This window comes from Ekhidna sp., from assembly GCF_965212185.1.
In the GTDB taxonomy this organism is placed as follows: domain Bacteria; phylum Bacteroidota; class Bacteroidia; order Cytophagales; family Cyclobacteriaceae; genus Ekhidna.
Window position 1 is genome coordinate 487,175 of sequence record NZ_OZ243102.1, and the last position, 15,458, is coordinate 502,632.

At 37.1% G+C, this 15,458-nt stretch carries 13 protein-coding genes and 1 tRNA gene; 10 read left to right on the forward strand and 4 right to left on the reverse strand.

Annotated features, from left to right (window positions below):
- Positions 1 to 35: 35 nt before the first annotated feature.
- The 3 genes from ACOMC3_RS02170 to hflX form a co-directional block, all read right to left on the reverse strand.
- Positions 36 to 959, reverse strand: a complete 924-nt coding sequence (locus tag ACOMC3_RS02170; RefSeq protein ID WP_420317885.1) for a DUF4382 domain-containing protein — start codon at positions 957 to 959, stop codon at positions 36 to 38.
- Between the two features lie 278 nt (positions 960 to 1,237).
- Positions 1,238 to 1,309 (reverse strand) — tRNA-Arg (locus ACOMC3_RS02175).
- Between the two features lie 81 nt (positions 1,310 to 1,390).
- Positions 1,391 to 2,515 carry a GTPase HflX gene (hflX, locus tag ACOMC3_RS02180; RefSeq protein WP_420317886.1) on the reverse strand — a complete coding sequence of 375 codons (1,125 nt, stop codon included), beginning with the start codon at positions 2,513 to 2,515 and terminating at the stop codon, positions 1,391 to 1,393.
- 65 nt (positions 2,516 to 2,580) lie between these two features.
- Here hflX and ACOMC3_RS02185 point away from each other — a divergent pair, with 65 nt between their 5' ends.
- The 6 genes from ACOMC3_RS02185 (at position 2,581) to ACOMC3_RS02210 (ending at position 9,900) form a co-directional block, all read left to right on the forward strand.
- Entirely contained in the window at positions 2,581 to 3,690 is a 1,110-nt protein-coding gene (locus ACOMC3_RS02185; protein WP_420317887.1) for a glycosyltransferase family 4 protein, read from the forward strand.
- Between the two features lie 39 nt (positions 3,691 to 3,729).
- Entirely contained in the window at positions 3,730 to 4,482 is a 753-nt protein-coding gene (locus tag ACOMC3_RS02190; RefSeq protein ID WP_420317888.1) for a polysaccharide biosynthesis/export family protein, read from the forward strand.
- Positions 4,482 to 6,857, forward strand: a complete 2,376-nt coding sequence (locus ACOMC3_RS02195) for a GumC family protein (RefSeq protein ID WP_420317889.1) — start codon at positions 4,482 to 4,484, stop codon at positions 6,855 to 6,857. The genes ACOMC3_RS02190 and ACOMC3_RS02195 overlap by 1 nt, the downstream gene beginning before the upstream one ends.
- Entirely contained in the window at positions 6,857 to 7,576 is a 720-nt protein-coding gene (locus ACOMC3_RS02200) for a tyrosine-protein phosphatase (protein WP_420317890.1), read from the forward strand. Before ACOMC3_RS02195 ends, ACOMC3_RS02200 begins: the two co-directional genes overlap by 1 nt.
- 97 nt (positions 7,577 to 7,673) lie before the next feature.
- Positions 7,674 to 9,077, forward strand: a complete 1,404-nt coding sequence (locus tag ACOMC3_RS02205) for a tetratricopeptide repeat protein (protein WP_420317891.1) — start codon at positions 7,674 to 7,676, stop codon at positions 9,075 to 9,077.
- A gap of 67 nt (positions 9,078 to 9,144) precedes the next feature.
- Entirely contained in the window at positions 9,145 to 9,900 is a 756-nt protein-coding gene (locus tag ACOMC3_RS02210) for a phosphosulfolactate synthase (RefSeq protein WP_420317892.1), read from the forward strand.
- A 1-nt stretch (position 9,901) separates the two neighbouring features.
- Here the strand turns inward: ACOMC3_RS02210 and ACOMC3_RS02215 are convergent, their stop codons facing one another.
- On the reverse strand, positions 9,902 to 10,516 hold the full coding sequence (locus ACOMC3_RS02215; protein WP_420317893.1) for a hypothetical protein: 615 nt from the start codon (positions 10,514 to 10,516) through the stop codon (positions 9,902 to 9,904).
- A gap of 107 nt (positions 10,517 to 10,623) precedes the next feature.
- On the opposite strand from ACOMC3_RS02215, the gene ACOMC3_RS02220 reads away from it, so the two are divergent.
- The 4 genes from ACOMC3_RS02220 to ACOMC3_RS02235 all read left to right on the forward strand — a co-directional run bounded on the left by ACOMC3_RS02220 (position 10,624) and on the right by ACOMC3_RS02235 (position 15,375).
- The gene (locus ACOMC3_RS02220; RefSeq protein WP_420317894.1) at positions 10,624 to 11,514 is read left to right on the forward strand and encodes a DUF368 domain-containing protein; all 891 of its coding nucleotides are present in this window, start codon (positions 10,624 to 10,626) and stop codon (positions 11,512 to 11,514) included.
- A gap of 32 nt (positions 11,515 to 11,546) precedes the next feature.
- Positions 11,547 to 12,284 carry a shikimate dehydrogenase family protein gene (locus tag ACOMC3_RS02225; RefSeq protein ID WP_420317895.1) on the forward strand — a complete coding sequence of 246 codons (738 nt, stop codon included), beginning with the start codon at positions 11,547 to 11,549 and terminating at the stop codon, positions 12,282 to 12,284.
- Positions 12,284 to 14,305, forward strand: a complete 2,022-nt coding sequence (gene uvrB / locus ACOMC3_RS02230; protein ID WP_420317896.1) for an excinuclease ABC subunit UvrB — start codon at positions 12,284 to 12,286, stop codon at positions 14,303 to 14,305. The genes ACOMC3_RS02225 and uvrB overlap by 1 nt, the downstream gene beginning before the upstream one ends.
- Before the next feature lie 101 nt (positions 14,306 to 14,406).
- Positions 14,407 to 15,375 (forward strand): ketoacyl-ACP synthase III, encoded by a 969-nt coding sequence (locus ACOMC3_RS02235; protein WP_420317897.1) that lies wholly within the window; start codon positions 14,407 to 14,409, stop codon positions 15,373 to 15,375.
- Positions 15,376 to 15,458: the final 83 nt, after the last annotated feature.

The following is a 15,458-nucleotide window of genomic DNA, read 5'->3' on the forward strand; positions in this document are numbered from 1 at the left end:
AAGAGATCCCAACAGGGGATCTCTTCAATTAGATATTATTTCAATGCAATATTTGCAATTACTGTTGCATTTGCATCCACATTCACCGTGTTAAATAGTGATCCGTCAATCAACAATTCTGACTCGACTCTTCCTTGGAATTCAAGGTCCTCATCGTTATCAGTATTTGAATAAGATGCTACATAAATTTCATAGTCACCTTCTTCCATAAATGCCAATGTATAAGATCCATCTTCAGCAACGATTGAAGAATTGATTGATCCTTCATATCTAGTTCTACCTTCACTTGGTTCACTTTCCTCTGAAGCAGAAAATGTTCCTTTGCTGTATGCATAAACTACGAGTTGCTCACCCGAATTAGCTTGACCATTTACAGTACCTTTTATCTCACCAGTCAGATCTTCTACAACGACTCTTCCGTTAGATCTCAACCTAAAAGCAGTTTCTGAGGAGTTCTGAGATTCTGAGACAATTGCCTTTCTAAGGTCAATATCAGCTACTAGGTTTGTTGTGCTATTAGCTGCAACATCAAAGGCTCCACTTATTTGATAACCAGTTGTAGTTGCGTTTTCAATGATTAAATCTTTTCTAGATCCATCCTTCATTTCCACATAAGAGTCAGATGTTCCTGATAGAATAAATCTGAGGTCCGAATAAGAACCGGCTTCAAGAGCTCCTTCTCCAAGGAAATAGGTTTCACCGTTTTGATAAGCCATCAGATTAAATTGTTTAGTATTATCAAACGTTGCTATGGTTTTTGATTCTCCATTAGCGGTTGCTTTAACTTCACTTACTGATAGATTAACGCTATTTACATTTTTGGCATCAACAGCCGCATCAGTTGCTGAAACTCTAGCTGTTCCTTTTGAATCAACTTCAGCACTTCCGTCACTGCAAGCAAACAAGCTTGTCAACAACATTATTCCTAAAATTTTTGATGTTATACTTAGCTTTTTCATATCGATTAAAATTTTATGTTCAACATTTATTTTCGTCTTATAGATATGCTAAGCCTGTGCCAATCGGCATTGATAAGATCAAATCAAGGAATTAATGGATCAATAGCCTCTAATACTAGATTTATTAAAGCAGACCTTTCTCGAAATGAGAAAACTTATTTTGAATTGAGAAAATTATTGGAAAATGAGGTTACTCCAGATTCGATCTCAGACAGTTAAATAACTAAGGTTGGTTTCTAAAGACATGCCAGTCCTTTGAAAAGTAACCTTTTAAAAAGTAGCCCCGGCGAGAATCGAACTCACATCAAAAGTTTAGGAAACTTCTATTCTATCCATTGAACTACAGGGCCAGACAGACAAAAATAGAAACTCTGTCCTCTCTAAAAAAGTTTGTCAATATGCAGTTAATAGCTTAGGGTCAATTTAACAGGTTAGTAAATTTCCTGCTGCATAAAGTGAGGGTAGATTTTCATATGCACTTTTTGAACTTCTGAAATAAGGAGTTTTCTAAGGTCTTCAAGACCATTTCCAGTCTTAGCACTAATTTGAACAGAAAGCCCTTTGCCATTTTTTGAAATAGGCTCTTCTAATCTATCAATTTTGTTATAAACGTTGATTGTCGTTATTTCTCCTGCTCCAATTTCTGCTAAAGTCTCATCAACAACGCGTATATGATCCTCATGAGATGGATTTGATGCATCTATCACATGAAGGAGAATATCTGCTTCCTGAACCTCTGCAAGGGTGGATTTGAAGGACTCAATGAGGTCATGAGGAAGTTTACGAATAAATCCTACAGTATCTGATAACAGGAAAGGAATGTTATTTAAAACAACTTTTCTTACTGTTGAATCTACAGTCGCAAAAAGTTCATCTTTTGCATAAACTTTCTCTTTACTTAGAATTTTCATCAAGGTTGATTTGCCAGCATTTGTATAACCTACAAGTGCAACACGAACGATACCTGTTCTTGATTTTCGCTGAGTTTTAGATTGTTTTTCAATTTTTTCAAGTTTCTTCTTCAGAACATTGATTTGATCACGAATCATCCTTCTATCCGTCTCAATCTCTTTTTCTCCAGCACCACCCCTTGTTCCAGTTCCACCTCTTTGCCTTTCAAGGTGAGTCCACATTCGAGTAAGTCGCGGAAGTAGGTACTGAAATCTGGCTAGCTCTACTTGTGTTTTCGCTTGCGCTGTTTTTGCTCTTTTAAGGAAAATATCCAGGATCAGTAAACTACGATCATATATCTTGACCTTAAGCTCTCTTTCAAGGTTTCTAAGTTGGGAAGGAGAAAGATCATCATCAAAAACAACTACATCTATCTTGTCCACCGAACACATAGTTTTGATTTCCTCAAGTTTCCCTTTTCCTACAAAAGTTTTTGAATCTGGATGCTCTAGCTTTTGTGTGAATTTCCCTATGATCTCAATTTGAAGAGTTTGTGAAAGAAACTCCAATTCATCCATCATTTCATTCAGTCGCTCATCAGATTCAGACTTAGTACCAACTGAGACCAGAACTCCACGTTCGTTCTTTTTACTAGTTTCTATCATATTTTTCGCAAAGTTTGCTAATAAACTATAGCTTACAAAAATTTGCTATCCCAAAGACTATTACGGTGAAGATCGCTTTTGTTGCCAATACTTGCTGGAATATCTACAATTTTCGTAAAGGACTCGTTCAATACTTTCTCTCTAAGGGAGATTCAGTCATTGTATTAGCACCCAAAGATGTATACACAAGTCAAATCCAAGAATGGGGAGTAAAATGGTTTGAGACCGCAATTAAAGGAACTGGTACTAATCCAGTTGAGGATATTCGTTATTTTCTTAAAATCAAATCAATATTTAATCGTGAACGGCCTGATGTGGTCTTAAGCTATACGATTAAATCAAATATTTATTCATCCTTGGCATGTAAAATGAATCGAATACCAATAATCTGCAATGTAAGCGGACTTGGTACGGTGTTCTTGGTGAAGGGGTTTGTCGGAAAGATGGCTATGAAACTATACAGAATTGCGTTTAGATCAGCCGACTTTGTTTTTTTCCAAAATAAGGATGATAAGAAGTTGTTTCTATCTCATGTTGAAATCCAAGAAAAGAGAACGGGCATTTTACCAGGATCTGGGATTAATCTCACTCAATTTCAACAGGTTCCACTTCCAAAACACCAACATATTCAATTCATTATGATATCGAGAATGATTGTTGAAAAAGGGGTTAGAGATTTTGCGGAAGCAGCTTACCACTTCAAGAATCATGATGAGGTCAAGTTTACGCTCGTCGGAAAGTTGGACGAAGGTCACTCACGATCAATCAAAAAACCTGAACTAGATAAATGGATAAGCGACGGGGTACTTGAATATATGGACCATTCGGATAAGATCCATGAATTAATTTCTAATTCAGATGTAGTGGTACTTCCATCTTATAGAGAGGGTACTCCCAGAACTCTTCTAGAAGGAGCAGCTATGGGCCGACCATTATTAACGTCTAATGTCCCTGGTTGCAGAGATGTTGTTCGGGATGGATATAATGGGTTTCTTTTTAGGGTAAAAAATCCTAAGAATTTAATTGATAAGATAAAATTGTTCATTACTCTTAATGAGAAGGAAAAGCAGCAATTGGCAAATAATTCTCGAACTCATGTCGAAGAGTTTTTTGATGAAAAAATTGTAATTGATAAGTATGAAACTGTAATACGTCGAATCATTGAGTCAGCCTAGAATATTTCTCCTATTTTTACGATTTATAAATACTTATCAGTGAACCGTTTAATATTACTTGTCTCAATCGCCGTTTTAAGCAGTTGCAAAGCATATAAGCAAGACATTATGTTTCGCTTGGACGATGATTTTAGTGAAGAGGATTTATCCACAATAACAGAGGAGATTGAAAGTAATTATATGCTTAAGCCAAATGATGCTTTACTATTGGATGTATTTACAAATAATGGTGAGCGTTTAATTGATCCAAATCAGGAGATGATGGCTAATCCCGGACAGCAGCAACAACAATTCAGGGATAGATTTCAGTATATTATCCAAGTAGACGGCACTGTAACATTTCCAATGATAGGGGATATGAATCTAGAGGGAATGACTCTTTTTGAAGCAGAGCTAGCGATTGCAGAAAAATTTGATAGTGTCTATAAAGGTTCTTTTATCAAATTAAGAATTAATAATCGTAGAGTTTTTGTTTTGGGTTCTCCAGGTGGAGTTGTAATTCCTATCCCAAATGAAAATACAAGCTTAATTGAGATTCTTTCTGCAGCTGGCGGATTGGACTTGGGTGACAAAGCACAAAACATTAAATTAATCAGAGGTAAGGATGTCTTTAGGATAGATCTTTCAACCATAAGTGGAATGAGAGAATCCAATTTGAATGTAATCCCAGGCGATGTTATTTACGTTGAGCCATGGAGAAGACCATGGTTACTGACTTTAAAAGATGTAACTCCTGTTCTTAGTTTGGTGACAAGTATTCTAACTTTGATTTTAGTAGCTCAAAATATATAATGGAGAGTAACCATTTACCTCAAAATTCTATTGAAAACGAACAAGATCTTTTTGAATCTTTTGATTTAGAGAGGTTTTGGTACGTTTTAAAAAGAAGCAAGTTTTGGATGTTGGGGTTTGTAATGTTGACTTCAGCATTGGCTTATGTCTATGTTCGGTACACTAAGCCTGTTTTTAGTTCCGAATCTATCGTAAAGCTGGAATTCGAAAGTGAAGCTAATGTTCTCGGTCTTGTAGAGGGTGTTAATTCGCAGGAGAGAAATGAAATTTCTGGTGAAATTGAGCTAATTAAATCACCCCTGTTTTTATCACGAGTGGCAGATGCTGCCAAAATGGACGTCTCATATCATGTGCAGGGTAGATATTTAACAGATGAACGTTATAGAAATTCTCCATTTAGAGTTTCTTACAAGATCATCAATTCTAATTTTTACGACATTCCCTTTAATTTGAGTTTTGGTGCTGAAGACTCATTCGAGCTATCCTATTTTTTGAATGGGCAGGAAGTTAAAGAGACTTATAATTTTGGTGATGATATCAAAACAACAAATTTCAATTTCTTAATTGAAAGAACCGAGCATGCTAGATCAGGCGATGATAATATATATTTCTTTATAGTAAGTAGTAAAGAGAATCAAGTAAAAACACTTCAAAATAATCTTCAGGTTTTACCTGAAAATTTTAACGCACAAACTATTAAAATCACTTATTCTGATCACAATAGATATAAGGCTAGAAATTTAGTTGACCTAATAGATTCACTATACCTGGAGTATACCAAAGAAGTTAAAAACGCAGCAATAGAGCAAAAAATTAATTTTTTGGATAGGCAAATTGAAAGTACTGAAACGAAGTTGTCTGAGTATGAAGATTATTTCGAGCAGTTTACAATCGAAAATAGAACTACTAATCTTGGGAAGGATTTAAATAGGACTATTGAACAACTCTCAATACTCGATTCACAGAGATACAATCTTAGGAGAAATCTCAACGACCTAAACTTGATACAGCGTCAGGTAAGCGAAAAAGGAGCGATTTCAGTAAATCCACTATTGATAGATGGCTTACCAAATTCATTGGGATCATCAATTATAGAATATTCTGATCTTCAACAACAAAGGGAACTTAAACTCGGATCCTATAATGAAACTTCTTATGTGATTGAGCAAATTGATTTGCAGTTAGAAAAGTTAAAAGAAGAATTAACAGACCTTGTGATATCGTATGATGAAGCTCTGGAGGATCAGTTGATTCAAATTGATAGAAGAAGAAACATACTTGAGAGTAATTTATCTCAAATGCCATCCATGGGAACAGAATATGGTAAAAATCGAAGGGTTTATGATTTGCAGGAAAATTTCATGCTTCAACTTCAGACGTCCAAAATGGAGTTGGAAATTACCAGAGCTGGTACTGTTACTAAAAATGTGGTTCTATCCCCTGCTTCTTTACCACGCACACCAGTAGAACCTCAGAAAGCCCTTATAATAGGAGCAGGTTTCATGATTGGAATAGTTTTAAGTATTGTATACCTCTTAATCAGATACCTTGCTCACAATAAAGTAGCAGGTGTAAGGGAACTGGAAAGACTAGTCAATGTGCCTGTTTTAGGTGCAATACCTCACTTCAAAAAAGAGAATCTTAATCAAACCTCACTTGTTGTAAAAAAGGATTCTAAAAGTTCATTAAGTGAAGCGCTTCGAACCATACGAACCAATATGGATTTTATCCATAAAAGCGAGGAATCTACAACCATCAGTATAACTTCTACTATTTCCGGTGAGGGGAAAACCTTTGTTGCGTCAAATCTTGGGGCAATAATGGCAATGACTGGACAAAAGGTGTGTGTTGTAGATATTGATATGCGAAAACCTAAAGTCCATTTGGCTTTTGGAAGTAAAGCCACTAATAACGGGGTTAGCACCATATTGTCTGGAAAGAGCTTGGTTAAAGATGCTGTACAAAAAACACCTATAGATGGTTTGTTTTTTATCTCTGCTGGTCCTACCCCGCCAAATCCTTCAGAGTTATTGCTTCAAAAAGAGTTTGACAAGATGATTTCAGATCTTAGAAAGAAGTTTGATATCGTTTTGCTTGACACACCCCCTGTTGGTTTAGTAACAGACGGTAGACTGGTGATGAAATACTGCGATCTTCAATTATATATTGTTAGGGCTGATTATTCGAAAAGAAGCTTCATAAAGGTCCTCAATGATCTGAAGGCAACGGGACAGTTCTCTAAAATGAATACAATACTTAACTCCATTGACTCTACACCCGGCTATGGTTATGGTTATGGCTATGGTTATGGCTACTATACTGAGGAGATTTCCAATAGGAAAAAGGTTGCTTCAAGTATTAAAAATTTCTTTTGATGTCCTTTTTTACAAAAAAGGAACAGCGTCTGCTTTTAGTTGATCTGCATTCTCATTTGATACCTGGTATTGATGACGGAACACAGACAATTAGCCAAAGTCTAAATTTGATAAAAACCCTTGAATCTTTAGGGGTGAAGAAAATCATCACAACTCCACATATCCACCCAAGATATCCAAATACACCCGAATTAATAAATGAAAAATCAAAAGTTCTTATTGATACAGTGTCTAATAGTGAACTTAATATAATGATTGAAGTAGCCGCTGAATATTATGTAGATGAAAGTTTTCATGAAAGTATTCTAAAAGATGACCCTATTCTATCATTTGGTGATAATTACGTTTTGGTAGAGGCACCTTTTCAAAATAAACCCATGAACTTTGAGAATGTGCTATTTGATCTTCAGTCAAAAGGTTACAAGCCAGTCTTGGCACATCCTGAAAGATATCAGTTTTTAGAAGGAAGTTTGGAATGGCTTATTGAACTAAAAAAGAGGAATGTGTTGTTGCAATTGACTATAGGTTCGATAGGAGGGTATTATGGTTCTGCTCCGAACAAAATGGGATCGATGCTTTTAAAACAAGAGATGATTGATTTTGTGGGTTCTGATCTTCATCATTCAAAACATCTTGATGCGTTCAAAAAGGGATTGAAGAGTAAGGTTATTCAGAAAGCATTATCAAAAGAGCAAGTCAAAAATCATGAACTTTTATGAGGGTGTGGAAAACTTTTTAAGCCTTGTTTTAAGAATTTTCAATACATTTTCAAGTAAATTCCTTTTATCAATTATTACCGCATTTTAACGTTTTAACATGGCAGAAGAACATAAGCGTAAGGAAGAGAGAGAGTTGATTAGAAAGTTTGAAGCTTTCCTTAAAAACAGAGAAAATCATTTTTTTGATGAGGAAGCAATGGTTCAGATCATTTGCTACTACAGTGTGAACAATAAATTAAAGCAAGCTTTAAAGGCTGCTGATATCGCGCTGGAACAATTTTCTTATTCTGTAGATCTTACCATTGAAAAGTCTGATGTTTTAGTAAAAATGGAAAGGTCTGACGAGGCAATAGATTTATTAGAGGAGACCTTAAATATTCAACCCAATGATCCTGAACTTCTTTTACAAAAAGGCGCTATTCATTGCCTGCTTTCAGAATTTGATAATGCCATTCTAGCATACGAAGGTGCATTGATGAATGTTGAAGAAAAGGATGAAGTATACTTTAGCATCGGTATGGCCTACCAGGGACTTGGTAAGTATAAAGAAGCAGCTGAGCAATACAAGCTGGCTATTGAGACAAATATGCACAATGAAAATGCTCTCTATGAACTTGCCTATTGCCTTGACGTTTCAGGGGAATTAGAGAGTAGTCTTTCATACTATCAAAAATTTATCGACCAGGATCCTTATTCAGAATATGCATGGTACAATCTTGGAATCGTCTACAATAAACTTGGAAAATTTGATGAGGCTGTGGATGCATACGAATATGCGACAGCAATTGATGATGATTTTAGTAGTGCATGGTTCAACATGGGTAATGCTCTAATGAATTCTGAAAAGTATGATCAAGCGCTCGCGGCATACTTGAAGACTCATGATCAAGAAGGTGCCTCTCCAGAAACCTATTGCCATATTGGTGCTGCTTATGAAAAATTACAACAGATGGAGTATGCCATCAAATACTATCAGAAAGCTACCAAATTAGATCAAATGTATCATGAAGCATGGTACGGTGTAGGCGTTTGTCTGGCTCTTCAGGATAAATGGTATGAAGCAATACATTTTTTGAACAAGGCCTTAAAATTAGATTCAGAAAACGCACATTATTGGAAAGCTGTGGCAGATGCTGAGTATAAAACCGGAAATCTTGTTTCAGCTATTGATGCGTATCGCGAATCATCTGAAATGGATTCTGAAAATCCAAGTATATGGTTGGATTGGTCCATGGTATATTATGAACAAGGAGATTTCGAGGAGGCCATTTCAATTTTAGAACAAGGATTGGATGAATGCCCGGATAACGCAGAAATGTACTACCGTGGTGTAGTTTATCTGATTAGCTCGGGGAGTTATAAAAATGCAATTAATAGATTAGAAACTGCTCTAATGCTGGATTTTGATGGTCATGAGGTACTATTTGATTTCTTCCCAAACCTACCAACACAAAAAGCTTTATATAGAATTATAGATCAATTCAGGAAGGACAATAAATAATCTTTGATGGTTCGGGGAATATTTGTGATTTTTGGGGCTTCATTTCAATATGCACCAAACTCTTTTCATGAATTACAACCTAAACAACCTACCTGAGAGAACTCAGAAACCGCGAACAGAAGGATTTACAATGGTCATGGATAAGGGCCTAAGTCTGAGAGAAGCTGAGGACCTGATTGAATCAAGCGGAGAATACATTGACATAATAAAGTTTGGATGGGGCACATCTTTCGTTTATCCAAAGCTGAAAGAAAAGATTGCCTTGTACCAAACTGCCGGCATACCCACCTATTTTGGAGGTACATTGTTTGAGGCATTTGTAGTAAGAGATCAGTTTGAAGATTATCAGCGTGTGCTAGATGAGTTTGGACTTGAATATGCTGAGGTTTCAGATGGTTCAATAGAGATGGATCATGATAAAAAGTGTGATTACATTACTACCCTGGCAAAACAAGTGACCGTATTAAGTGAAGTAGGGTCAAAGGATGCTGCCAAAATTATTCCTCCATATAAGTGGATTGAGCAGATGGAAACTGAGCTTGAAGCAGGTGCTTGGAAAGTTATTGGTGAAGCAAGGGAGGGAGGAAATGTAGGACTTTTTAGGGATTCTGGAGAAGTTAGACAAGGTTTAGTAGAAGAAATTCTAACTCAGATACCAAAAGATAAGATCATTTGGGAAGCGCCTCAAAAAGCACAACAAGTCTGGTTTATCAAACTTTGCGGCACGAATGTAAACCTTGGAAATATCGCCCCTAATGAAGTCATCCCGCTTGAAACAATTCGGCTAGGGTTAAGAGGCGATACTTTTAGTTATTTTCTTTAGATTATTTAAGAAGTACACCCACTGTAAATCCTGCACTGATTGCAATTGGGAAATCTGTTCCTCCATTGCTATGGCTATAATTATACTTGCCATCTTTAGAGGAATCATAACCGTATCCAATACCGATGTGATAGTCGACCGTCATGACGTTGGCTAGAATGTACTGTCGACCATAATTGATCAAGAAAGCTACTGAGGTGAAGCTTTTTCTTTGAGTTTCGAAACTATTCCCAAAATATTCATCCACATCTTCAGTGTATTGAGAGAATACAATTTCCGGTTTGATGTATTTACCACCCAAAAGGTGTGCGCCTTTCATACCATCTGTTACAAAATCCGGATTCAATTTAAACTTTGGGCCACCTTTGATAAGGATACCCGATTGGTGGAATTCTGATGCGCTTCCTAAGCTCATTCCTATTACCCCAATCTTGGCCTCCCACGAAAGCCAGTCTTTAATATAGCTTTCATACCCGAAAGTGGTATTTCCAGTTAATGGTGAGAAGAATTCAATTTTGATTGCTTTCTTTTTATTGGTCGAAAAATCAGTATCAATTGTTTGTGAATAAACAATGCTTGATACGAGCAGCGATAGAGTTATGGTGATACTTTTCATTGCAAGTTATTTTATTAGTTAGAGTCTGTTTTTTTTGAGTACCCCTAATTTGCTTTTTTATTTTCTTCGATTGATACTAAAACTTTAGCATAGACTAAGTTCGCGCTATGATCAAGTTAAAACTATTTCTAAAAGGAATGGCAATGGGAGCGGCTAATGTTATCCCAGGAGTGTCTGGAGGGACTGTTGCATTTATTACAGGGATTTACGAACGCCTAATTTATGCTTTAAAAAACATAGACCTTGAGGCAATTAAATTGCTTTTTGGAGGCAAGATTAAAGATCTGGCTATTAAAATTGACTTGACATTTCTGGTCGTTCTTTTTGCTGGTGTTTTTGTAAGTATTCTTAGTCTGGCCAAACTTTTAGAGATTGCTTTTGAGAGATATGAAGTCCTTACTTTGTCGTTTTTCTTTGGGTTGATCATTGCATCTGTTTTAGCTGTTGCTCGTCAGATCAGCAAAGTTTCATCGGGCGTCATAATTACATTTATAATAGGATGTGCCATCGCAATTGGAATTGCATTTCTCCCGCCAACTCAGCCAAATGATTCTTTCTTATATCTAATGTTATGTGGTGTTGTGGCTGTTTGTAGTATGATTCTTCCGGGATTGTCTGGGTCATATATTTTGCTGTTGATGGGGAATTATGTGCTTGTTTTAAGAGCTATCAGTAGTCTAGATATTGCTATCCTATTGCCTGTAGCCCTGGGTTGTGTTATAGGTTTAATCCTGTTGTCACGTTTACTTTCATATCTGTTTGAACAATTCAAAAATGAGACTATTTCAATTCTAGTCGGATTTGTTGCAGGTTCTTTACTAATTATATGGCCCTGGAAGACCACAATATCAGAAGAGTTTGATGGAAAAATTAAGGCAGTAGGCTATGAGTGGAATCTTCCTTCAATTGGGACAGATTTTTTTTATGCTTTGCTACTAATCCTATTAGGATTTCTGATAGTGTATGTCATGGAACGTAAATCATCGAATCGCACCTAGCTTTATTGATCAGTGATTAACTTTATTTCGGCATGAAGAGATTTGGATTAATAGGTTTTCCTGTGGGCCATAGTTACTCTCAGGGTTTCTTTCAAAAGAAGTTTAGTAAACTGGGATTAGAAGATCATGTATATGATCTGTTTGAAATGGAATACCTGAATGAGTTTCCAGCACTTTGGATGAGGTTTCAGGATTTAGTTGGAACTAATGTTACAGTACCGCATAAGGAGAATGTTCTTAAGTATCTCGACAGGCAGGATACAAGTTCGATTAAAGTAGGAGCTGCTAATGTTATCTATCGCAAGAAGGGAAAGCTGATTGGTTATAATACTGACTACATGGCCTTTAGAAAGTCACTTAACTCATGGATTGGGGACTTTAATGGAGAGGCTTTAATTCTGGGATCCGGAGGTTCTTCAAAAGCGGTGCAAGCTGGTTTGACTGATTTAAATATTCCATTCAATATGGTAAGCAGGAAAGCAACTGGAGGTGATTACACCTACGATCAATTAAAAGCCCATCCTGAAATTATTGAAAGATTTAAGTTGATCATTAACACCACTCCCCTTGGTATGTTTCCAAACGTAGAATCGTTTCCTGACTTACCTTACAAGAATATCAATGGGGAGACATATATGTTTGACCTAATCTATAATCCTGAAGAAACTGAATTTTTGAGACGTGGTAAAAAACATGGTGCGCGGATAAAAAATGGTTTTGAGATGCTAGAATTACAGGCTGAGCAATCATGGGAAATCTGGAATAGCTGATGGGTTTTAAACTTGTTTCAGAATATAGTCCGACAGGAGATCAACCTGAAGCCATCAGGCAGCTTGTAGAAGGTGTAAATGCTGGCGAAGCGGCCCAAACGCTTCTCGGAGTAACTGGATCAGGTAAGACCTTTACAGTTGCGAATGTTGTCGAACAGGTACAACGACCAACATTGGTTCTTAGTCATAATAAGACATTAGCTGCACAGTTGTATGGAGAATTTAAGAGGTTCTTTCCTGATAATGCGGTTGAATACTTTATTTCATACTACGATTACTATCAGCCGGAGGCTTACATACCAACAAGCAACATTTACATAGAAAAGGATCTTTCAATCAATGATGAGATTGAAAAGTTGAGATTAAGTGCTACTTCGGCATTACTATCAGGCAGAAGAGATGTGATTGTGGTAGCATCTGTCTCGTGTATATATGGTATTGGCAACCCAGAGGAATTCGGTAAAAATGTCATCCGTCTTCAGGAAGGGGATGTTATTGCAAGAAACCAATTTCTTTTTGATTTAGTAGATATTCTATACAGTAGGACTGAAGCTGAATTTAAGCGAGGGACATTCAGAGTCAAAGGAGATACTGTAGACGTGTTTGTCGCATATGCTGACTTTGCTTATCGATTCATTTTTTGGGGAGATGAAATAGAATCCATTCAGAGGATTGATCCTATTACCGGAGAAAAACAATCTGATGAACGATTAGTAACCATTTTTCCAGCCAACCTATTTGTAACAGCAAAAGATCAGCTCCAGGTTGCCATTAAGGAAATACAGGATGATATGGTGGAGCAGGTTCAGTTTTTCGAAGATGAGCGAAGATTTCTAGAAGCGAAGAGATTAAAAGAGCGAACAGAATTTGATCTTGAAATGATACGGGAGATAGGTTACTGTTCGGGTGTAGAGAATTATTCAAGATATTTTGACAGAAGAAATCCTGGAAGCCGACCGTTCTGTTTACTTGATTATTTTCCGGATGATTTCCTGATGGTTATTGATGAAAGTCACGTGACTGTTCCACAGGTGAGAGGAATGTGGGGAGGAGATCGAGCCAGGAAAGTCAACCTGGTGGACTATGGATTCCGATTGCCATCAGCTATGGATAATCGTCCATTGACTTTCAATGAATTTGAGGATATGCTCAATCAGGTTGTATTTGTGAGTGCTACCCCGGCCGAATATGAATTAAGAAAATCTGAAGGAGTCATAATCGAGCAACTAATACGACCGACTGGATTATTAGACCCAGTCATTGAAGTAAGACCCAGTCTGAATCAAATTGATGACCTTCTAGAGGAAATTCATAAGCGTATCGATATGGAAGATCGTATCTTGGTCACAACACTGACCAAACGCATGGCAGAGGAGTTAACGAAATACTTGCTAAATGCAGGCGTAAAGACACGATACATTCACTCCGAAGTAGATACGCTGGATAGAGTAGAAATTTTAAGAGAACTTCGGTTAGGAATTTTTGATGTGTTGGTTGGAGTAAACTTATTGAGGGAAGGCCTTGACCTTCCGGAAGTTTCTTTGGTTGCCATACTGGATGCTGACAAAGAAGGCTACTTAAGGAATGAACGTTCCCTTGTTCAGACAATTGGAAGAGCAGCTAGAAATGATCGCGGTAAAGTGATTATGTATGCAGATAAGGTCACTGGTTCTATGAAAATGGCTATCGATGAAACCAATCGGAGAAGGAGTATCCAGACAGAATATAATGAGAAGCATGGCATAACACCGATTTCTCTAAAAAAGAACAAAGAAGAAATCTTACGTCAGACTGGCGTAGCAGACAAGAAGAAAGGAGCGAAGAAATACTACATTGAAGAGGAACATACGCTCGCCGCGGATCCTGTTGTGGCTTATATGTCCAAAGATCAGCTGAAGAAGCTAGCGGATGAAACAAGGAAGAAAATGGAAAAAGCTGCCAAAGATCTGGACTTTATGGAAGCAGCTCGCTTAAGGGATGAATTGCAGGAAGTTGAGAAATTGATGAAAGAAAACAACTAGCTTCTTTGGAAAAAACAATATCCTGCTTCAACTTGCTTTTGAAATAGATAGCATTCCTAAAAGATTAATCTTTTTCAAAACAAAATTCCCCAATATTTAATATGTCACAAATCACAGCATTTGGTACTTATGTGCCAGAAAAAGTCGTAGATAACCATTACTTCGAGGAGTTTATCGATACGAATGACGAGTGGATTATTTCACGAACTGGAATAAAAACCCGCAGATTTTCAAAGGATGGTGAATATACCAGTGACCTGGCAGTTAAGGCAGTACAAAACCTAGTAGAAAGAAGCGGAAAAGATATTTCGGATGTTGACTTTATCGTCGTATGCACGACTTCTCCGGATCAACCAATGCCTAATGCTGCATCTCGCGTCCAATATAAGCTAGGCATCCAAAGTACCGGATGTAATGATATTTATGCTGCATGTGCAGGTTTTGTCTATGGCTTACAAATGGCACATGGATTTGTAAATGCAGGCGTGTACAAGAAGGTCTTAGTGATAGGAGCAGAGACACTAACCAAGATCATGGACTTGTCAGATCGAACTTCTTGTATACTTTTTGGAGACGCAGCGGGTGCAGTTTTGGTGGAACCAGGTGAAGATGAGCATTTTGTTGCGTTTAATTCCGGAACCAATGGTGATTTGGGACATGATCTCTATTTAAGTCATAAAAAGAATAGCATTAATGGGGTAGGTATAAATCCCCATGGGAAAATTGTTCAAAATGGACGATCAGTGTTTAAATGGGCGGTAGGAAACATTCCAATCAAAATCAAAGAGCTTGTAGCAAAGGCAGGAATGACATTAGACGATATCGATTATATCGTCCCTCATAGTGCCAATCTTCGAATTATTGAGGCGATAATAAAGAATTTAGACTATCCTATGGAGCAGGTTCCTGAGAGTGTTACGGAGTTTGGAAATACATCTTCTGCATCCATTCCTCTTGCAATATCAAAGTCTATGAGCAATGGAGGTATAAAGAAGGGAGATACCGTTTTGATGATTGGATTTGGCGGGGGGCTGACATTTGCAGGCGCAATTGTGAAATGGAACCTATAAAGTATTCTTTTTTGGAAAATTAGTTTTGGTGGAAACCTATATGTATATACATTTGTGATACTACTAGGCGGTAGTAAGTTTTT

Bases quoted from the DNA above. Each gene is read 5' to 3' on its own strand.
- ACOMC3_RS02235 (WP_420317897.1), top strand. From the start codon at position 14,407: ATGTCACAAATCACAGCATTTGGTACTTATGTGCCAGAAAAAGTCGTA.
- ACOMC3_RS02200 (WP_420317890.1), top strand. From the start codon at position 6,857: ATGTCCTTTTTTACAAAAAAGGAACAGCGTCTGCTTTTAGTTGATCTG.
- hflX (WP_420317886.1), bottom strand. From the start codon at position 2,515: ATGATAGAAACTAGTAAAAAGAACGAACGTGGAGTTCTGGTCTCAGTT.
- ACOMC3_RS02220 (WP_420317894.1), top strand. From the start codon at position 10,624: ATGATCAAGTTAAAACTATTTCTAAAAGGAATGGCAATGGGAGCGGCT.
- ACOMC3_RS02205 (WP_420317891.1), top strand. From the start codon at position 7,674: ATGGCAGAAGAACATAAGCGTAAGGAAGAGAGAGAGTTGATTAGAAAG.
- ACOMC3_RS02170 (WP_420317885.1), bottom strand. From the start codon at position 959: ATGAAAAAGCTAAGTATAACATCAAAAATTTTAGGAATAATGTTGTTG.
- ACOMC3_RS02195 (WP_420317889.1), top strand. From the start codon at position 4,482: ATGGAGAGTAACCATTTACCTCAAAATTCTATTGAAAACGAACAAGAT.
- uvrB (WP_420317896.1), top strand. From the start codon at position 12,284: ATGGGTTTTAAACTTGTTTCAGAATATAGTCCGACAGGAGATCAACCT.
- ACOMC3_RS02215 (WP_420317893.1), bottom strand. From the start codon at position 10,516: ATGAAAAGTATCACCATAACTCTATCGCTGCTCGTATCAAGCATTGTT.
- ACOMC3_RS02210 (WP_420317892.1), top strand. From the start codon at position 9,145: ATGAATTACAACCTAAACAACCTACCTGAGAGAACTCAGAAACCGCGA.
- ACOMC3_RS02225 (WP_420317895.1), top strand. From the start codon at position 11,547: ATGAAGAGATTTGGATTAATAGGTTTTCCTGTGGGCCATAGTTACTCT.